This window comes from Pseudoclavibacter caeni, from assembly GCF_008831125.1.
GTDB lineage: Bacteria > Actinomycetota > Actinomycetes > Actinomycetales > Microbacteriaceae > Pseudoclavibacter_A > Pseudoclavibacter_A caeni.
Map to the genome: position 1 here is coordinate 18,160 of NZ_WBKA01000009.1, position 14,943 is coordinate 33,102.

The window sequence follows — 14,943 nt, forward strand, 5'->3', positions numbered from 1 at the left end:
TCTCCTTCGAACAAAGATACGAAACGCTTGCGTTTCCTATCTTATCGGCCTACCCTGCCACAGGGAGATACTGCAGAGTTTCTTAAGGAGGCGGGTGTGAGATCTGCGAGGACATCAGCCGGAGGCACTCACGCGGCGACGCCCCGGCGGCGCACGTCCCGAGACGAGGCGACCGGGGCTCGTACGATCGCACCATTCGTCGCCGCGATCCTGGCCGGCGCGCTCATGCCGATCATGGACACCACGATCGTCGCGATCGGCATGCAGGCGATCATCACGGCCTTCGCCGCTGCCGTGAGCGTCGCCCAGTGGGTGACCACCGCCTACCTGCTCGCCCTGGCCGTGATGATCCCCGTCAGCGGCTGGCTGCAGCGGCGGCTGGGCGGGCGGACGCTGTGGCTCGGCGGACTCATCGTGTTCACCGCGGGCTCGCTGCTGTGTGCGCTGTCACCCACGATCCAGGTGCTCATCGCCGCACGCGCGGTGCAGGGATTCGGTGCCGGCGTCCTGATGACCCTGCTGCAGACCATGCCGATGCAGCAGGCGCGACGGGCCGGTGTGCCACTCTCCGGGCGACTCATGGGGATCATCTCGCTGCCCGTCGCGGTGGGGCCGATCGTCGCACCCGTGCTCGGCGGGATGCTGCTCGGCGTGGCCAGCTGGCACTGGCTGTTCCTGATCAACCTGCCGGTGGGGCTGGCGGCCCTGGCGATGGCCTGGCGCTGGGTTCGGCCCGAGGACGGCCGGGAGCGAGACGCGCCCCTGGACGTCGCGGGGCTCCTGCTGGTCGGACTCGGTCTGGTCGGGGTGCTCGTCGGCACCACGAACGTCGCCGAGGCGGGCGGGATGGGGCATGCCGACGTGCTCGTGCCGCTCGTGGGTGGAACCGTGCTGCTGGTCGCGTTCGCCTGGTGGGAGGCTCGCATGCGGCATCCGCTCGTGGAAGTGGCTCTGCTGCGCGGCCACGTGCTCGCCGCGTCCGTCGTCGCCGTGTTCGCTCTGGGTGCCGCGATGTACGCCGGACAGTTCCTGCTGCCGCTGTTCTGGCAGGGCGTGCGCGGCACGAGCGTGCTCGACGCGGCGCTGCTGCTGATCCCGCAGGGCGTCGGGTCGCTGCTCGCCCGGCCCGCGGCCGGTGCGCTCACCGACCGACTCGGCTCACGCGTCGTGGCCGCTGGCGCGTTCACCGCTGTCGCGGTGACCACGGCGCCGTTCGCGATCTGGCCGGCGAGCGCCGGCACGGCGGCGCTGCTGGTCGTGCTGTTCATGCGCGGGGTGGCCCTCGGCATGCTGTTCATCCCGGTGATGACCGCCTCGTACACCGGCCTCGCCGAGCCGGCGATCCCGGACGCGACGATGCTCACCCGGCTCTCCCAGCAGATGGGCGCAGCCGTCGGCACCGCGCTCGCGGCGGTCGTGCTCGAAGCGGCGGCGACGTCGACCGGTGACCAGGCCGCCGCGTTCGGGCGGGCGTTCTGGGCCGCTGTGGCGCTCGCCCTGGTCGGCGCGGCCGTGTCGCTGCGGCTGCCGGCGCGGGGGCCTGCCGAGATCGAGGGCTCGACGCCGGGCGCGGATGTGCATGCCCGGTCGTGAGAAGGAGCACAATGGAGGCAGGAGGTCACGGGCATCCCGCCCGCGATGCACGAGAACGGAGGTTGACATGGCTGAGGAGAAGAGCAGCTGCGGCTGCGGCGACACCTGTGGGTGTGGCTCGCACGAGACCAAGGCGCAGACGGTGACCATCGAGAAGGACAAGGCCGCCGCGGAGGCCGCGACCTGCGGCTGCGGCGACAGCTGCGGCTGCGGGCACTGAGCTCCGGTCTGACCATCCGAGGCCCCGATCGGCGGAGACGCCGGCCGGGGCCTCGTCGTGTCTGGGGCGCTCGACCGGTGCGGCCGTGCACGGGGGTGCATCACTGGTTGTGGTCTGGGACGCCACCGTGTGGGAAGGTGGCGGCCCCGTCGCCTCGTGCCGGTGTGGCCGTGTCGTGGTCGAGGCCTTGCCATCCGGTGCGGGAGCAGGCGCATCAACCTCTACATTGTGTAGACAGATGTGTCTACGAGCTGTAGAGTGTTTCGTGTGATGCAGCATACCGTGACGAGAGCGCGCATGAGGGCCGCGACGGATGGGGCGGTCTCGCCCGAGGGCGGGGAGATGCTCGGTGGAGTCGGCCCGTCGAGCGTGAGGACGGCCTCGGCTCTCGTCACCGTGGTGCTGCTCGCGCTCGCTGCCATCATGGTGGGGACGACGCCGGCCCGGGCACATGACGAGGTGGTCTCGCGCACACCCGCGGCCGGCTCCACGGTCGACGCGGCCCCTCAGCAGGTCGTCCTCGAGTTCAACGAGGCGCCGATGTCCGTGGGCGCCACGATCCGGGTGATCGACGCGCAGGGGCAGGACTGGGGCGACGGCGACCCGGTCTTCGACGGCTCGCTGGTCAGTCAGCCGCTGCGCGACGGGATGCCGGCTGGGAACTATCAGGTGCGCTGGCGGATCGTCTCGCAGGACGGCCATCCGATCAGCGAGAGCTTCGACTTCTCCGTCGGGGCGTCGGCGTCGGCGATGCCCTCGCCCACGGTCGACGGCACGGCCGAGGCCGCGTCGAGCGGTGACGCCGTCGTGGTCGACCAGCCCGACGCGCAGCAGGATGCGACCGGGTCGCCAGCGCGCATCGCCGTCGCCGCGGCGATCGGCGCGGGAGTCGTGGCCTTCGGGCTGCTCGTGTGGCGGCTGCGCTCCAGACGCGCCCGCCGCTGATCTCGAGGCGTTCACCCGCACGACGACGCCCGATCGCCGCGTCGCCGGCAAAAGACCTGCGCGAGGCCCGGTCAGAGCCCCGACGCACCATCGCAGCACCCGGGAACGGGCCTGCTGCACGGATACCACCAGAGAGAGGAACCATCATGACCATCACCACCATGTCTCGCACTCGACGAGGAGTGCGCACCGCAGGCCGCGGCATCGTCTCGATGCTGGCCGCCGCCGTGCTGGCGACCGGTCTGGCAGCCTGCTCGAGCGGATCAGGCGCCAACGAGCCGGCGCAGGACGCCACCCAGGCCTCGCACGTGACCATCGAGGACGCCTGGGTCAAGGCTCCGGAGGAGGGCAAGACGATGACCGCCGGCTTCGGCACGCTGAAGAACGACGGAGACGAGGACGTCCGCGTCGTTTCAGCCTCAAGCCCCGTCTCCGAGACGATGCAGCTGCACGAGACGGTCACCGGCGCCGACGGGCAGAAGAAGATGCAGGAGAAGGACGGCGGGTTCGTCATCCCCGCGCACGGCGAGTTCGAACTCGCCCCGGGGGCTAACCACATCATGTTCATGAAGACGACTCAGACGATCCAGGCTGGTGACACTGTCGACATCACCCTCACCTTCGAGGACGACTCGACCATGGACTTCCAGGCTCCGGCCAAGGCCTACACCGGCGCGAACGAGACGTACCAGGGTGGCTCCGGCGCGAGCGCAGACGCCAGCTCCAGCGCCGATTCGGGTGACATGAGCGGCATGAACATGGGCGGCAACTGACGTGCCCGGCACACGTGAGGGCGCGCCGGCCGAACATGGGTTCAGCCGGCGCGCCCTGCTGCTCGGCGGAGGGGCCGTCGCCGCCGGGGCCGTCGTCGGCGGCGGCGGCGAGGCGTATGCCCAGGCACGCGTGCGCGAGGCGGTGGCCCGGGAGCGGGCCCAGGCGGACACGGCCAACGCGCTGGTCACACAGACCTTCCACGGCGTCCATCAGTCGGGCATCGAGATGACCCCGCAGGCGCACCAGACACTCGTGGCGCTTGACCTGCACGACGATGTCGACCGGGCCGCGCTGCGCCGGATGCTGCCGATCATCTCCGACGACGCCGCGCGGCTCATGGCGGGACGCTCCGCGCTGGCCGACTCCGAGCCCGAGCTGGCGATCATGCCCACGGGTCTCACGATCACCGTCGGATTCGGCCGGGAGCTCATCGCCCGCGTCGACCCCGCCCTGGTGCCTGCCTGGCTGGCGGAGCAGCCCCGCTTCGCGATCGACCGGCTCGAGGACGCGTGGGTCGGCGGCGACCTCGTGCTGCAGATCGCCGCCGACGACCCGCTCACCGTCGCTCACACCAGACGGATGCTGCTGAAGGACATCCGCCCGTTCACGACCGTGCGCTGGGAGCAGGCCGGCTTCCGCCGCGCCTGGGGATCGCAGCGCACCGGCACGACCCAGCGCAACCTGTTCGGTCAGGTCGACGGCACGGTCAACCCTGAGCCGGGCGGCGACGACTTCCGGCGCGTCGTCTGGGACGGCACGACCGAGGACCGCAACCCCGCCTGGCTCGCCGGTGGCACCGGATTCATCGTCCGCCGGTTCCGGATGCTGCTCGACAAATGGGATCTGCTCGATCGTGAGGGACGCGAGGAGGCCGTCGGCCGCCGGCTCGACACGGGGGCCCCGCTGACGGGGACGGCCGAGTACGACGAGCCGGACTTCGACGCGGTGACCCCGCTCGGGTTCCCGGTGATCGCGGAGTACGCGCACATGCGCCGGCTGCGCTCGCCGGACACCGCCCAGCGCATCCTGCGCCGCACCTACAACTTCGAGCAGGCGCCGCGCAGCGCTGACGAGCTGTCGGAATCGGGGCTGATCTTCACCGCGTTCCAACACGACGTGGGCACGCAGTACGTGCCGCTGCAGCAGCGGATGAGCGACCTCGACCTGCTCAACGAGTGGGTTGAGCACATCGGCATGGCCGTGTTCGCGATCCCGCCGGGATGTGACGAGGGCGGCTACGTGGGGCAGACCCTGCTCGAGGGATGATGCCGTTCGAGGCCGATCCCGCCGGGGCGCGGCCGTCGTCGACACGATGTCGACATCCTGCCGGGAGAACCCCGCCGGGGGTATGTGCGACCGGGTAGACTGGCTTGCTGATCCACGGAAGGGAGTTCGCGTGCGCGAACGGTCGGTGAAAGTGCGTCGGCAGGTCGTCGGAGCGACGATCGCGGTCTCGGGGCTGCTCATCCTCCTCGTGCCCCTCGTGACCACGCTCGTGGCGGGGGAGGACGCCTACACGGAGATCCGCCGGGCCTGGCCCGGCACGACCATCGCGGTCACCGCGACGGTGCTCGCCGCGGCCGCGTCCGTGGCCGCGTTCCTCACCTTCGGCGGCCTCACCCATGAGGCGATCATCCGCGTGCGCCACCACCGGCGCGACGACTTCGCCGTTGACGGCACGGGCGTGCGGGTCGCGCGCATCGCCTCGGCGCTGTGGTCGGCCGCCTCCGGACTGCTCATCTTCGTCACCGCGCTCGACTCCTCGGGCGTCGGGGTCGACGCGCTCGGAAGCGGCGAGGCGCTCGCCTATGGGTACACGGCCTCCTATTTCCCCGGCGCGTGGACGGTGACGTTCCTGTTCAGCACCGCGATCGCGATCGTGCTGCAGGTGCGCTCGACGTGGACGTCACTCGTGCTCTCACTGTGGATGTCGGGCTTCGCCGCGCTGGCGCCCGTCGTGGTCGGGCAGGTGCTCGTCGGCTGGAACCACGACTTCGGCGGGGACGCGACGATCATCCAGACGCTCGCGGTGGACGTCGTCCTCGGCGCCTGCGCGGTCGCCGGGCTCGCCGCGGCCGGCGGCGCCCGCACCGGCGCCCGGGAGCGGCGCCGACTGTGGACGCTCGTGGTGCTCGGCTCGCCGTTCATCGTGCTGCCCGAGCTCGTCATCACCCCGTTCAAGCTCGCCGGCACCGGTCTGCTCGACACGGCGACCGGCTGGCAGATCGCAACACGCTGGGTCGCGCTCGCCGTGGTCGCCGGCGCGCTCGTTGGTCTCGCCCGGGTGACCGCGTTCGCCCGGCGCACCGCCCTGTGGGCCGCCATGTTCGTGGGGGTCGGCGGGTGGCTCGCACTCACCGTCGCGATGACCCGCGTGCCGCCGCCCAACTACTTCGAGAACCCCGGCATCGAGGTCGTGTTCCTGGGCTTCGAGACCCCGGACGCCCCCACCTGGCTGGGGATGCTCACCCACTGGCGGATCAACATCCTGTTCACCACGCTCGCCGTGTTCGCCACGGTCGTGTACCTGGTCGGCGTGCATGTGGTGCGCAGCCGCGGCGACCGCTGGCCCCGCTACCGGGTTATGGGGTGGATCAGCGGCTGGGTGACCGTGTTCCTCGCCACCTCCTCCGGGCTCGGCTTCTACGCCGGGCCGGACTTCGGCATCCACATGATCGTGCACATGACCCTGAACATGGCCGCGCCGATCATGCTCGTGCTGGGCGGGCCGATCACGCTCGCCCTGCGCGCCACCCAGCAGGTGCACGGGGCCGTCTCCGGCCCGCACCAGTGGACCACCTGGCTGCTGCAGTGGCCGGTCGCCCGCGCGGTGATGCACCCCCTGTTCGTGTTCGTGCTGTACGTCGGCTCGTACTACGCGCTGTACTTCACCCCGCTGTTCGGCGATCTGATGCGCTACCACTGGGGTCACCAGTTCATGTACATGCACTTCCTGATCGTCGGGTACATGTTCTACTCGATGGTCATCGGTGTCGACATGACGCCCCGCCCGATCCCGCACGTCGGCAAGCTCGGCTACGTCATCGCCGCGATGCCCTTCCACGCGTTCTTCGGCGTGATCGTGATGACAAGCCCGAAGATCATCGCCGAGACGTTCTACCAGTACCTCGACCTGCCGTGGGCGGATCTGGCGAGCTCGCAGTACCTGGGCGGCGGCGTCGCCTGGGCGGGCGGCGAGCTGCCGCTGCTGTTCGTCGTTGTCGTGCTCGGGCTGCAGTGGGCGAAGCAGGACACCCGCGAGTCCCGGCGCAGTGACCGGCAGGAGGACACCGGCCTCGACACCGAGTACGAGGCATACAACGCGATGCTCCAGCAGCTCTCGCACCGCCGCGCTCCGCAGCCGGCGACAGCGGGCGCGACGAGCGGCACGGATCGGGCGGAGGCGACCGCGGCGTCCACCGTGGCCGGCGGCGACCATGGCGACGCCGGCCCGGATGGCGGCGGGCGGCGCTGACGATGGGGCGAGACGGACGATGAGACGCGGCGGAGTCGGCACGAGCGGATCGGAGACGATGGCATGAGCGAGACCGCGCAGGCGACGGCGGAGAACCAGCTGAACGGCGAGGACCTCACTGAGCTCGACATCTCGGGCATGACCTGCTCGGCGTGCGCCCGGCGCGTCGAGAAGGCCCTCAACCGCATGGACGGGGTGACCGCCTCGGTCAACTACGCCACCGAGCGGGCGATCGTCAGCGGACTCGGCCAGCGCGAGATCACCGCGGCGATCCGGCAGGTCGAGGGCGCCGGCTACGGGGCCCACGTGCACCAGGGGCCCGAGGACACCTGGTCGAAGCGGGCCAGCGAGGAGCGCATCACCTCGCTGCGCCGCCGGCTGATCGTCGCGGCGCTGCTGACCGTGCCGCTCATGGACGTCACGATCGTGCTTGCGCTCGTGCCCGACTGGCGGTTCCCTGGCTGGGAGTGGGCGAGCGTGCTGCTGTCGCTGCCCGTCGTCGTCTGGGCGGCCTGGCCGTTCCACCGCGCCGCATGGCGCAACGTGCGCCATCAGACCGGCACGATGGACACGCTCGTGTCGCTCGGCATCATCGTCAGCTTCGTGTGGGCGATCGTCACGATCGTCACCGGCCAGTCGAGCGGCGCCGGCTACTGGCTCGGATTCGGCACCACCCCGGGCGGCGCCGACGCGCTCTACCTCGATGTCGCCTGCGGGATGACCACCTTCCAGCTCGCCGGCCGTTACTTCGAGGCCCGCTCCCGCCGCCGCGCCGGCGACGTGCTCGGCGCCCTCGGAGCGCTCGCCGCGCGCACGGCCCGCGTGCGCCGGCCGGACAGCGAGCAGGTCGTGCCGATCGAGCGGCTGCGGCGGGGCGAGGAGTGCGTGGTGCTGCCCGGCGAGACGATCCCCGCCGACGGGGTCGTCATCGAGGGCGCCGCCGAGGTCGACACCAGCATGATGACCGGCGAGCCGCTGCCCGTGCGGGTCGCCGCAGACGACCGGGTCACCGCCGGCACGATCAGCACGAACGGGCGGCTCGTGCTGCGTGCCGAGTCCGTCGGCGCGAACACGCAGCTGGCCCGGATGGCGGTGCTCGCCGAGGACGCGCAGGCGCGCAAGTCGCGCGTCGAGCGGCTCGTCGACCGCATCACCGTGGTGTTCGTTCCCGCGGTGATCGGGCTGGCGATCCTCGTGACGATCGGGTGGCTGATCGGCGGCGCGGACCTCGGCCGGGCGATCGGCGTGGGCATCAGCGTGCTCATCATCGCCTGTCCGTGCGCGATGGGGCTGGCGACGCCGACCGCGCTGATGGTCGGCGTCGGCCGCGGCGCCTCCCTCGGCATCCTCGTGCGGGGCCAGGACGCCCTCGAAGCGAGCGGACGCATCACCACGGTCGTGCTCGACAAGACTGGCACGCTCACCAGCGGCCGCATGGCCGTGCGCCGCGTGCTCGCCACCCCCGGCTGGACGCAGCGCGAGGTGCTGCGTCAGGCCGCCGCCGTCGAGCAGGGCAGCGAGCACCTGATCGCCCGGGCCGTCACCCGGGCCGCCGAGGGTAAAGACATCGCCGTGCCGCGGCTGGAGGACTTCACCGCCCAGGTGGGGCGCGGCGCGCGGGCGACGGTGGGCGGCCGCGTGGTGACCGTCGGGTCGGCTGACGTGCTGGAGCATCCCGCGCCCCCGGCGATCGCCGCTGGCGTGCGCGCGGCCGAGGAGGAGGGCCGCGGGGCCGTCTACGTCGTCGTCGACGGTGAGACGATCGGCGCGCTCGTGCTCAGCGATGTGCTGCGGTCAGGCGCCCGCGAGGCCGTGGCGCTGCTGCACGAGCAGGGGCTGCGCACCGTGCTGCTCACCGGCGACGGCGAGGCCGCCGCCCGGCGGGTGGCCGACGAGCTCGGCATCGACGACGTGCGCGCCCGGGTGCTGCCGACCGGCAAGGCGAACGCGATCACCGACCTGCAGCGCGAGGGCCAGCGGGTCGCGATGGTCGGCGACGGCGTGAACGACGCGGTCGCGCTGAGCACGGCCGATCTCGGCATGGCGATGTGGAACGGCACGGACATCGCGCTGAAGTCGGCGGACATCATCCTCGTGCGTGAGGATCTCATGGTGATCCCCGATGCGATCGCGCTGTCGCGTCGGACGCTGTCGACGATCCACATGAACCTGGCGTGGGCGTTCGGCTACAACCTCGCGGCGATCCCGATCGCGGCGGCGGGGCTGCTCAACCCGCTCATCTCGGCGGCGGCGATGTCGCTGTCGTCGGTGCTCGTGGTCACCAACAGCCTGCGGCTGCAGAATGTGCGCTCCGCGGCCGAGCGGGTGCAGCGGGGCCAGCAGGCCGTGCAGGACTGAGTCCGGCGCGAGCCGGCTCAGCGTGTCGCGGTCTGCAGGGCGAACGCCCGCGGGGCGCGTCGCCGGCGGGCGACCGGCCAGCGGCGCCGGGCGATGCACTCGGCGCGGTAGACGAGAGCGACCTCCCCGGTCGCCCGTCCCACGCGGGCCAGCGCATTGGCCAGCTCGGCGGGGCCGATCTGCCGGGCCGCCGCGTCGTCCGCGGCCAGCTCGATGAGCAGCCGAACCGGGCCGATGAAGGCACGGCCGCGCCACCGTGCCGGCGCGAGTCGCGTGGTCAGCTCGGCACAGCGCAGGATCGCTGCGTGCCGGCCGCGCAGATGCGCATACTCGTGGGCGATCACCGCGGTGAGCTGACGCTCGTCGAGCAGCGTGGACATCGCCGACGACACGAGGATCTCCCGCGGCCGCCCCGGTGCGGCGCAGGCGATTGGCCGCTCGTCGTCGAAGTGCACGACGGTGAACCCGCGGTGCACGTCACGGCGGGTGGCCATCGGCACGAGGTCGGCCAGCTGCTGCCGGAACGACAGTGCGAGCGGCTCGTTGGCCGACGCGAGCCAGGCGATCGCGGCGCCCAGCCCGAGCAACAGCAGCCAGGGCAGCACCGACACGAGCAGCGTCAACGGCAGGGAGGGCGCCGGCCCAGCGGCGAGCGCGCGAGCGGAGGCGACGGCCGGCACGGTCAGCGTGACGGCGACTCCCGCGACGAACAGGGCCACCCGCAGTCGGAGCGCCCGGCGCGGGCGCCGCACCTGGGCGGGGGTGACCGGCGGCATCCCCGCGAGGGCGAGGGAGGCGACACCGATGAGGAACGCGAGCAGGAGGACGAGCCAGGAGAGCGTCGACATCGGCGGGTCAGTCGTCGCGGAGGGCGCGACGCAGCACGTCCAGATCGTCATCGGTGAGCTCGCCGGCGAACCGCAGCAGCGCGGCCCGGCGGTCGTCGACCTCGTCGAGGGTGTGACGCATGTGCAGCGACGCCTGCTCCTCCTCGGAGCGGGCCGCGGTGAAGCGCACCCGGCGGGGAGCGTCGCCGTGTCGGACGACCATGCCCTTCTCGGTCAGTCGGTCGAGCACCGTGATCACGGTCGTGTAAGCGGGGACGGGACCGCGACCCTGCAGCGCGTCGCGCACCTGGGTGGCGCCGAGCGGCTCCTCCGCCGCCCAGAGCACCTTCATTACCTGCTGCTCGAGCTCGCCGCGTCGGCGTGATCGGATGCCGGCCATGCTGCCTCCTTTATGCACTGCGGTCGCGGGCGGATCTCGCCGGGGCCGCTCTGGGTGTCGATGTCCGCTCTGGGTGCCGACGTCTGGGCAGATGCCGCCCTTCGTGACGAATGGGCATGCCACGACCAGCTTCATTCTACGCGATGTCGAGACCGAGCGGGTGTGCCGGTGCGGGTGGTGGAGCAGGTGTGCTGGAACTGGGGCAGTGGACCGGGGCGTGCCGGAACAGGCTGCGCGTGAGGGCTGTGGGCGCTGGTGCGGGTTGTGAGTGCTGAGGGGACTCGGCCACGAATGAGCCAGCGCGTGCCAGGGCAGCCACGTCTGCGCCATCAGGCGGTGCAGAGGGGACTGTGCAGCAACAGGGTGGCGTGATCGTGGTCGTCGGTGCGTCGGGCCGGTGTCACGCGATCATGGTGAGGGACATGATCGCCATGCCGAGGCAGCCGCAGGTGGCCAGGGCGTTCTCGGCACTGAACCGCGTGCGGCGTGCGGCGGTGGCTGACCGGGCAGCGGCCCCACCCGTTCTGTCGGCCTTGTCAGCCCGACACGCAGGCCCACACCCGCAGTCGACTGGAGCCGGTCGGGCGGCCGGGGTCTCCGTGTCCTGGTCGGCCGGGACTATGGTGGCCGGGACTGTGGTGGACGGGGTCGCTCCGGTCTGAATCACGTCGGCAGGGGGCACGTCTGCGGGGTTCGCGGCGGCTGACCTCGCGACTGCCGGGCTCGGCACGATCGGGATCCGCACAGCGCATCCGCCGGCGAACACGATCATGAGCGCGGTCGCGGCCACCCCGAGCAGGCCGAGCAGCCCGGTGGTCATCGTCATCCGCATGCCCTCCATGCCAGACATATCGGGCATCACGGCCATCGCCTGGTCCATGCGCGCCGGCGCCATCGCCACCGCCATCCACGCCATGACGAGCATCATCGCCGCGTGCATCGTGCAGTGCCAGCCGTGCGGCGTGCGACGGGCGGCCCAGGCGCGCCCGGCGAACCACACGGTCGCGACGAGGAATCCCGCGGCCAGCGCGTCGGCCGGCACCACCCCGCACAGTGCCCGCCACAGCCCGGACCACGGCATCGCGATCATCACGAGGTTCATGAGGGCCTGCAGCAGCGCGTCGACCCGCGCGACGGGGGTGAGGCCCGGGGCGAGCAGATCGGCCAGTGACAGCGCGGTGGTCACCAGGAACACCGCGGTGAGCGGGACGGCCAGCCACAATGAGAGCTCCATCAGCGACCCCTCTCCGCAGGCGTGATGGTCTCGGGCGCCGCATCGGTCGGCGCGCCGAGCTCGGCGGGCGCCGCGGCGATGAGCTCGCGCGCGTCCGAGCCGATGACTGGGACGACGGACGCGACCGTCGCCGGCGTGGTCTCTGCACTGACGGCCGCGGCAGCCGTCATCTCGTGCGGACTCTGAGTGGTGAGGACGCCGGTGACCGTGAGCAGCGCGGCGAGCACGAGCGCCTCCCAGCCGACCGCCCGGCGCAGTGACGCGAGCACGGCGACGGTGTTCAGGTGGAGTGCGACGGCCCCGGGCCTCGCGTCGGTGGCCTCGGGCGGTGCGTGACGGGGCACCGGTTCTGCGTCGGCGGGGCCGGGTGACACGTCGAGAGCGTCAGGAGTCGCCTGGACTGCTCCAGACTCTGTCTCGGTGGTCCTGCGGGGGACGTCGTGGGTGCCGCTCTCGGCGGCGAGGGCGCGATGCAGCGCGGGCAGCAGCCGCCAGCGGTTCCACCCGGCGATCGGCAGCACCCCCGCGACGAGCGCGATCTTCAGCAGTAGCAGGTGCCCCCAAGCGGTCGTGAGCAGGGGCGTCCACCGGCCGCCCAGCACGAGCCAGGCCATGCCGAGCCCGCTGACGACGATCAGGCCGACGCTCCATGCGGCCAGTGCGGAGAAGCGTCCCGCGACGTCGAGCGCGTGGCGCGGGTCGGCGGCGCGATCGGCGAGCAGGCGGGCGAGCGCGAGCAGCCCGCCCGCCCAGAACGCGCCGACGAGCAGGTGCACGACGTCCGCGCCGACCATGAGCGGATGCGGGGTGACGCTCACGCTGTGCCCGGTCGCCACCGGTGCGGCGAGCAGCAGCAGCGTCACCCACGTGCCCCGGCCGGGCAGGAGCGCGCCGACCAGACCGGCGGCGGCGAGCGCCAGAGCGAGCAGGGGCTGCCAGGTGACGCCGGGCAGCCAGGCGGCGGGACGCCACACGGCGTCGGGGGCGAGCCCGAGCACGCGGGCGGCGTCCAGCGGCACCAGCGCCGCCGTGGCGAGCAGGGCGACGAGCGCGAGGACGTGGCGGGTGCGGGGCAGCGGCGGGGTGCCGGCGAGTCGCCAGCCGATCACGAGCCCCGCCGCGGGCAGAGCGGCGAGCAGCTGCACGGCCCCGGCCGTCTCGATGAGCGATGCGAGCACGCGATCCCCTGACCTTCCTCATATCTCTCTACAGACTGTAGAACTCTACGCGATGTCGAGGGAAGGCGTCGGCGGGGTCGGGTATTATCACCCCAGCGCCCGCGCTCCCTGGCTGACCGGCCCGGCCCGGGGCGCGGAGACGAGCGCGCGATGACCCCCTCACCACACAGCCCCCGCCCGGCGAGCGAGGAGGTGACCGCCGGGGCGCCCGCGCCGGCATCGCCCGCCTCGGACGTCCTCACCCCGCGCCGCCACCTCGCGCTCGTGACGATCAGTCTCGCCGTCGCGCTCGTCATCGCCGACGGCACCGTGGTCAACGTGGTGATCCCGGACATCGTCGCCGACCTCGCGGCCACTTCGACCCAGGTGCAGTGGATCCAGGAGGCCTACACGCTCGTGTTCGCCGCGCTGCTGCTCGTGTTCGGCGTGCTCGCCGACCGGGTCGGCCGCCGGCGCACGCTCGTCGCGGGGCTCGTCGTCTTCGCCGGCGCGTCTCTGGCCGCCCAGCTCGCTCCGACCCCCGACGCCCTCGTCGCAACCCGGGTGGCCCAGGGAGTCGGCGGGGCGATGATCCTGCCGACCACGCTCAGCCTCATCAACGCCGGTTACACTGGCCGCGCCCGCGGCATCGCGTTCGCCGTGTGGGGGTCGACGATCGGGGGCATGGCCGCGGTCGGTCCGCTGCTCGGCGGGTGGCTGGCCACCGCGGTCGGCTGGCGGTGGGCGTTCGGCATCAACCCGCCCGTGTGCGTGGTGCTCGTCGTGGCGACGCTCGCGCTCGTCGACGAGAGCCGCTCGCCGCGTTCCCGGTCGGTCGACCCGGTCGGCGCGGCGCTGAGCGTCATCGGCCTCGCCGCACTCACCTTCGGGCTCATCGAGGGGCGCACCCTCGGCTGGTGGTGGTCCATGGGCGCGTTCACGATCGGCGGGTGGACGTGGCCTCTGGCGATCTCCCCGGTGCCGGTCGCCCTGGCGGTCGCCGTCGCATCCCTCGCCGGGCTCGCGCGCTGGGCGCTCGTGCGCGCCCGCGCCGGTCGCGACGCGCTGATCGACGTGCGCCTGTACCGCATCCCGAGCTTCCGTGACGGCAGCATCGTCGCCGCGATCGTGAGCATGGGGGAGTTCGGCATCATCCTCGCCCTGCCGATCTGGCTGCAGAACGTGCGCGGGCTCACCGCGCTGCAGACCGGGTGGCTGATCGTGGTGCTCGCGGCGGGCTCGTTCGCCTCCAGCGGCGTCGCGGCGACGCTGGGGCGGCGGATGCGGGCCGTCACCGTGGTGCGGCTCGGCCTCGTCGCCGAGATCGCGGGCGTCGGCGGTGTGGGGGTCGCGGTGTGGCTGGGGCCGGGGTGGGGGTGGCTCGTGCCTGCGCTGTTCGTCTATGGGGTCGGCGTCGGCCTCGCCACCGCCCAGCTGACCGGCGTCGTGCTGCAGGACGTGCCGCGCGAGGAGTCCGGGGCCGCCTCGGGTGCCCAGTCGACCGCTCGCCAGCTCGGCAGCGCGCTCGGCATCGCGGTGCTCGGCACGGTGCTCTACGCCACGGCCGGGTCGGTCACCGCCGATGCGATCGCGGACGCCGGGACGCCGCCCGCGCAGGCGTCGGTGCTGGCGCAGGCGATCGTCGACTCCTCCGGCGGGCTCATCGCCGGGCTCGACGCCGACGGGCAGACCGCGGCGGCCGACGCCGGCCGCGCCGGGTTCACCGCGGGGACGCGGGACGCCGCGTTCGCCGCTGCGTGTGCGCTCGTCGTGGGGCTCGCTGCGACGGCGACGCTCGGGCGACGGCGAGAAGAGGCGGAGTGATGGGGCGGCGGCGGCACGAGGAGGACGTGCCGCCGCCCGGGAGGAGGCTCCCGTCACTGAGGTGTTACTGAGAACAGTTCTCAACTTACAGGGGTGACGTCCGGTGCGCAAGTCCGTGTGCGCTCACTCGGCCGAT

The 14,943-nt window shown here is 72.4% G+C and carries 12 protein-coding genes; 8 read left to right on the forward strand and 4 right to left on the reverse strand.

Annotated features, from left to right (window positions below):
* The first annotated feature begins 96 nt into the window (after nucleotides 1-96).
* The 7 genes from F8O02_RS08690 (at nucleotide 97) to F8O02_RS08715 (ending at nucleotide 9,365) form a co-directional block, all read left to right on the forward strand.
* A complete protein-coding gene (locus tag F8O02_RS08690; RefSeq protein WP_179416336.1) occupies nucleotides 97-1,593 on the forward strand; it encodes a DHA2 family efflux MFS transporter permease subunit in 1,497 nt (498 codons plus the stop codon).
* 67 nt (nucleotides 1,594-1,660) lie between these two features.
* A complete protein-coding gene (locus F8O02_RS09050; RefSeq protein WP_179416335.1) occupies nucleotides 1,661-1,813 on the forward strand; it encodes a hypothetical protein in 153 nt (50 codons plus the stop codon).
* A gap of 297 nt (nucleotides 1,814-2,110) precedes the next feature.
* Complete coding sequence (locus F8O02_RS08695) at nucleotides 2,111-2,758, forward strand: copper resistance CopC family protein (protein WP_179416334.1); 648 nt, start codon at nucleotides 2,111-2,113, stop codon at nucleotides 2,756-2,758.
* A gap of 146 nt (nucleotides 2,759-2,904) precedes the next feature.
* On the forward strand, nucleotides 2,905-3,531 hold the full coding sequence (locus tag F8O02_RS08700) for a copper chaperone PCu(A)C (protein WP_225734248.1): 627 nt from the start codon (nucleotides 2,905-2,907) through the stop codon (nucleotides 3,529-3,531).
* A 1-nt stretch (nucleotide 3,532) separates the two neighbouring features.
* Nucleotides 3,533-4,798, forward strand: a complete 1,266-nt coding sequence (locus F8O02_RS08705) for a Dyp-type peroxidase (RefSeq protein WP_158036857.1) — start codon at nucleotides 3,533-3,535, stop codon at nucleotides 4,796-4,798.
* Between the two features lie 130 nt (nucleotides 4,799-4,928).
* On the forward strand, nucleotides 4,929-7,007 hold the full coding sequence (locus tag F8O02_RS08710; RefSeq protein ID WP_158036858.1) for a cytochrome c oxidase assembly protein: 2,079 nt from the start codon (nucleotides 4,929-4,931) through the stop codon (nucleotides 7,005-7,007).
* 63 nt (nucleotides 7,008-7,070) lie between these two features.
* The gene (locus F8O02_RS08715; RefSeq protein WP_158036859.1) at nucleotides 7,071-9,365 is read left to right on the forward strand and encodes a heavy metal translocating P-type ATPase; all 2,295 of its coding nucleotides are present in this window, start codon (nucleotides 7,071-7,073) and stop codon (nucleotides 9,363-9,365) included.
* A 17-nt stretch (nucleotides 9,366-9,382) separates the two neighbouring features.
* On the opposite strand, the gene F8O02_RS08720 is transcribed toward F8O02_RS08715, so the two are convergent.
* From F8O02_RS08720 to F8O02_RS08735, 4 genes are all read right to left on the reverse strand, one after another.
* Nucleotides 9,383-10,264, reverse strand: coding sequence for a M56 family metallopeptidase (locus F8O02_RS08720; RefSeq protein WP_192496542.1), 882 nt, complete (start codon nucleotides 10,262-10,264; stop codon nucleotides 9,383-9,385).
* Nucleotides 10,221-10,592, reverse strand: coding sequence for a BlaI/MecI/CopY family transcriptional regulator (locus F8O02_RS08725; protein WP_158036861.1), 372 nt, complete (start codon nucleotides 10,590-10,592; stop codon nucleotides 10,221-10,223). The genes F8O02_RS08720 and F8O02_RS08725 overlap by 44 nt, the downstream gene beginning before the upstream one ends.
* Before the next feature lie 400 nt (nucleotides 10,593-10,992).
* The gene (locus F8O02_RS08730) at nucleotides 10,993-11,826 is read right to left on the reverse strand and encodes a DUF5134 domain-containing protein (protein ID WP_158036862.1); all 834 of its coding nucleotides are present in this window, start codon (nucleotides 11,824-11,826) and stop codon (nucleotides 10,993-10,995) included.
* Complete coding sequence (locus F8O02_RS08735; RefSeq protein ID WP_158036863.1) at nucleotides 11,826-13,004, reverse strand: CopD family protein; 1,179 nt, start codon at nucleotides 13,002-13,004, stop codon at nucleotides 11,826-11,828. Before F8O02_RS08735 ends, F8O02_RS08730 begins: the two co-directional genes overlap by 1 nt.
* 150 nt (nucleotides 13,005-13,154) lie before the next feature.
* Here F8O02_RS08735 and F8O02_RS08740 point away from each other — a divergent pair, with 150 nt between their 5' ends.
* Entirely contained in the window at nucleotides 13,155-14,807 is a 1,653-nt protein-coding gene (locus tag F8O02_RS08740; protein ID WP_158036864.1) for an MFS transporter, read from the forward strand.
* Nucleotides 14,808-14,943: the final 136 nt, after the last annotated feature.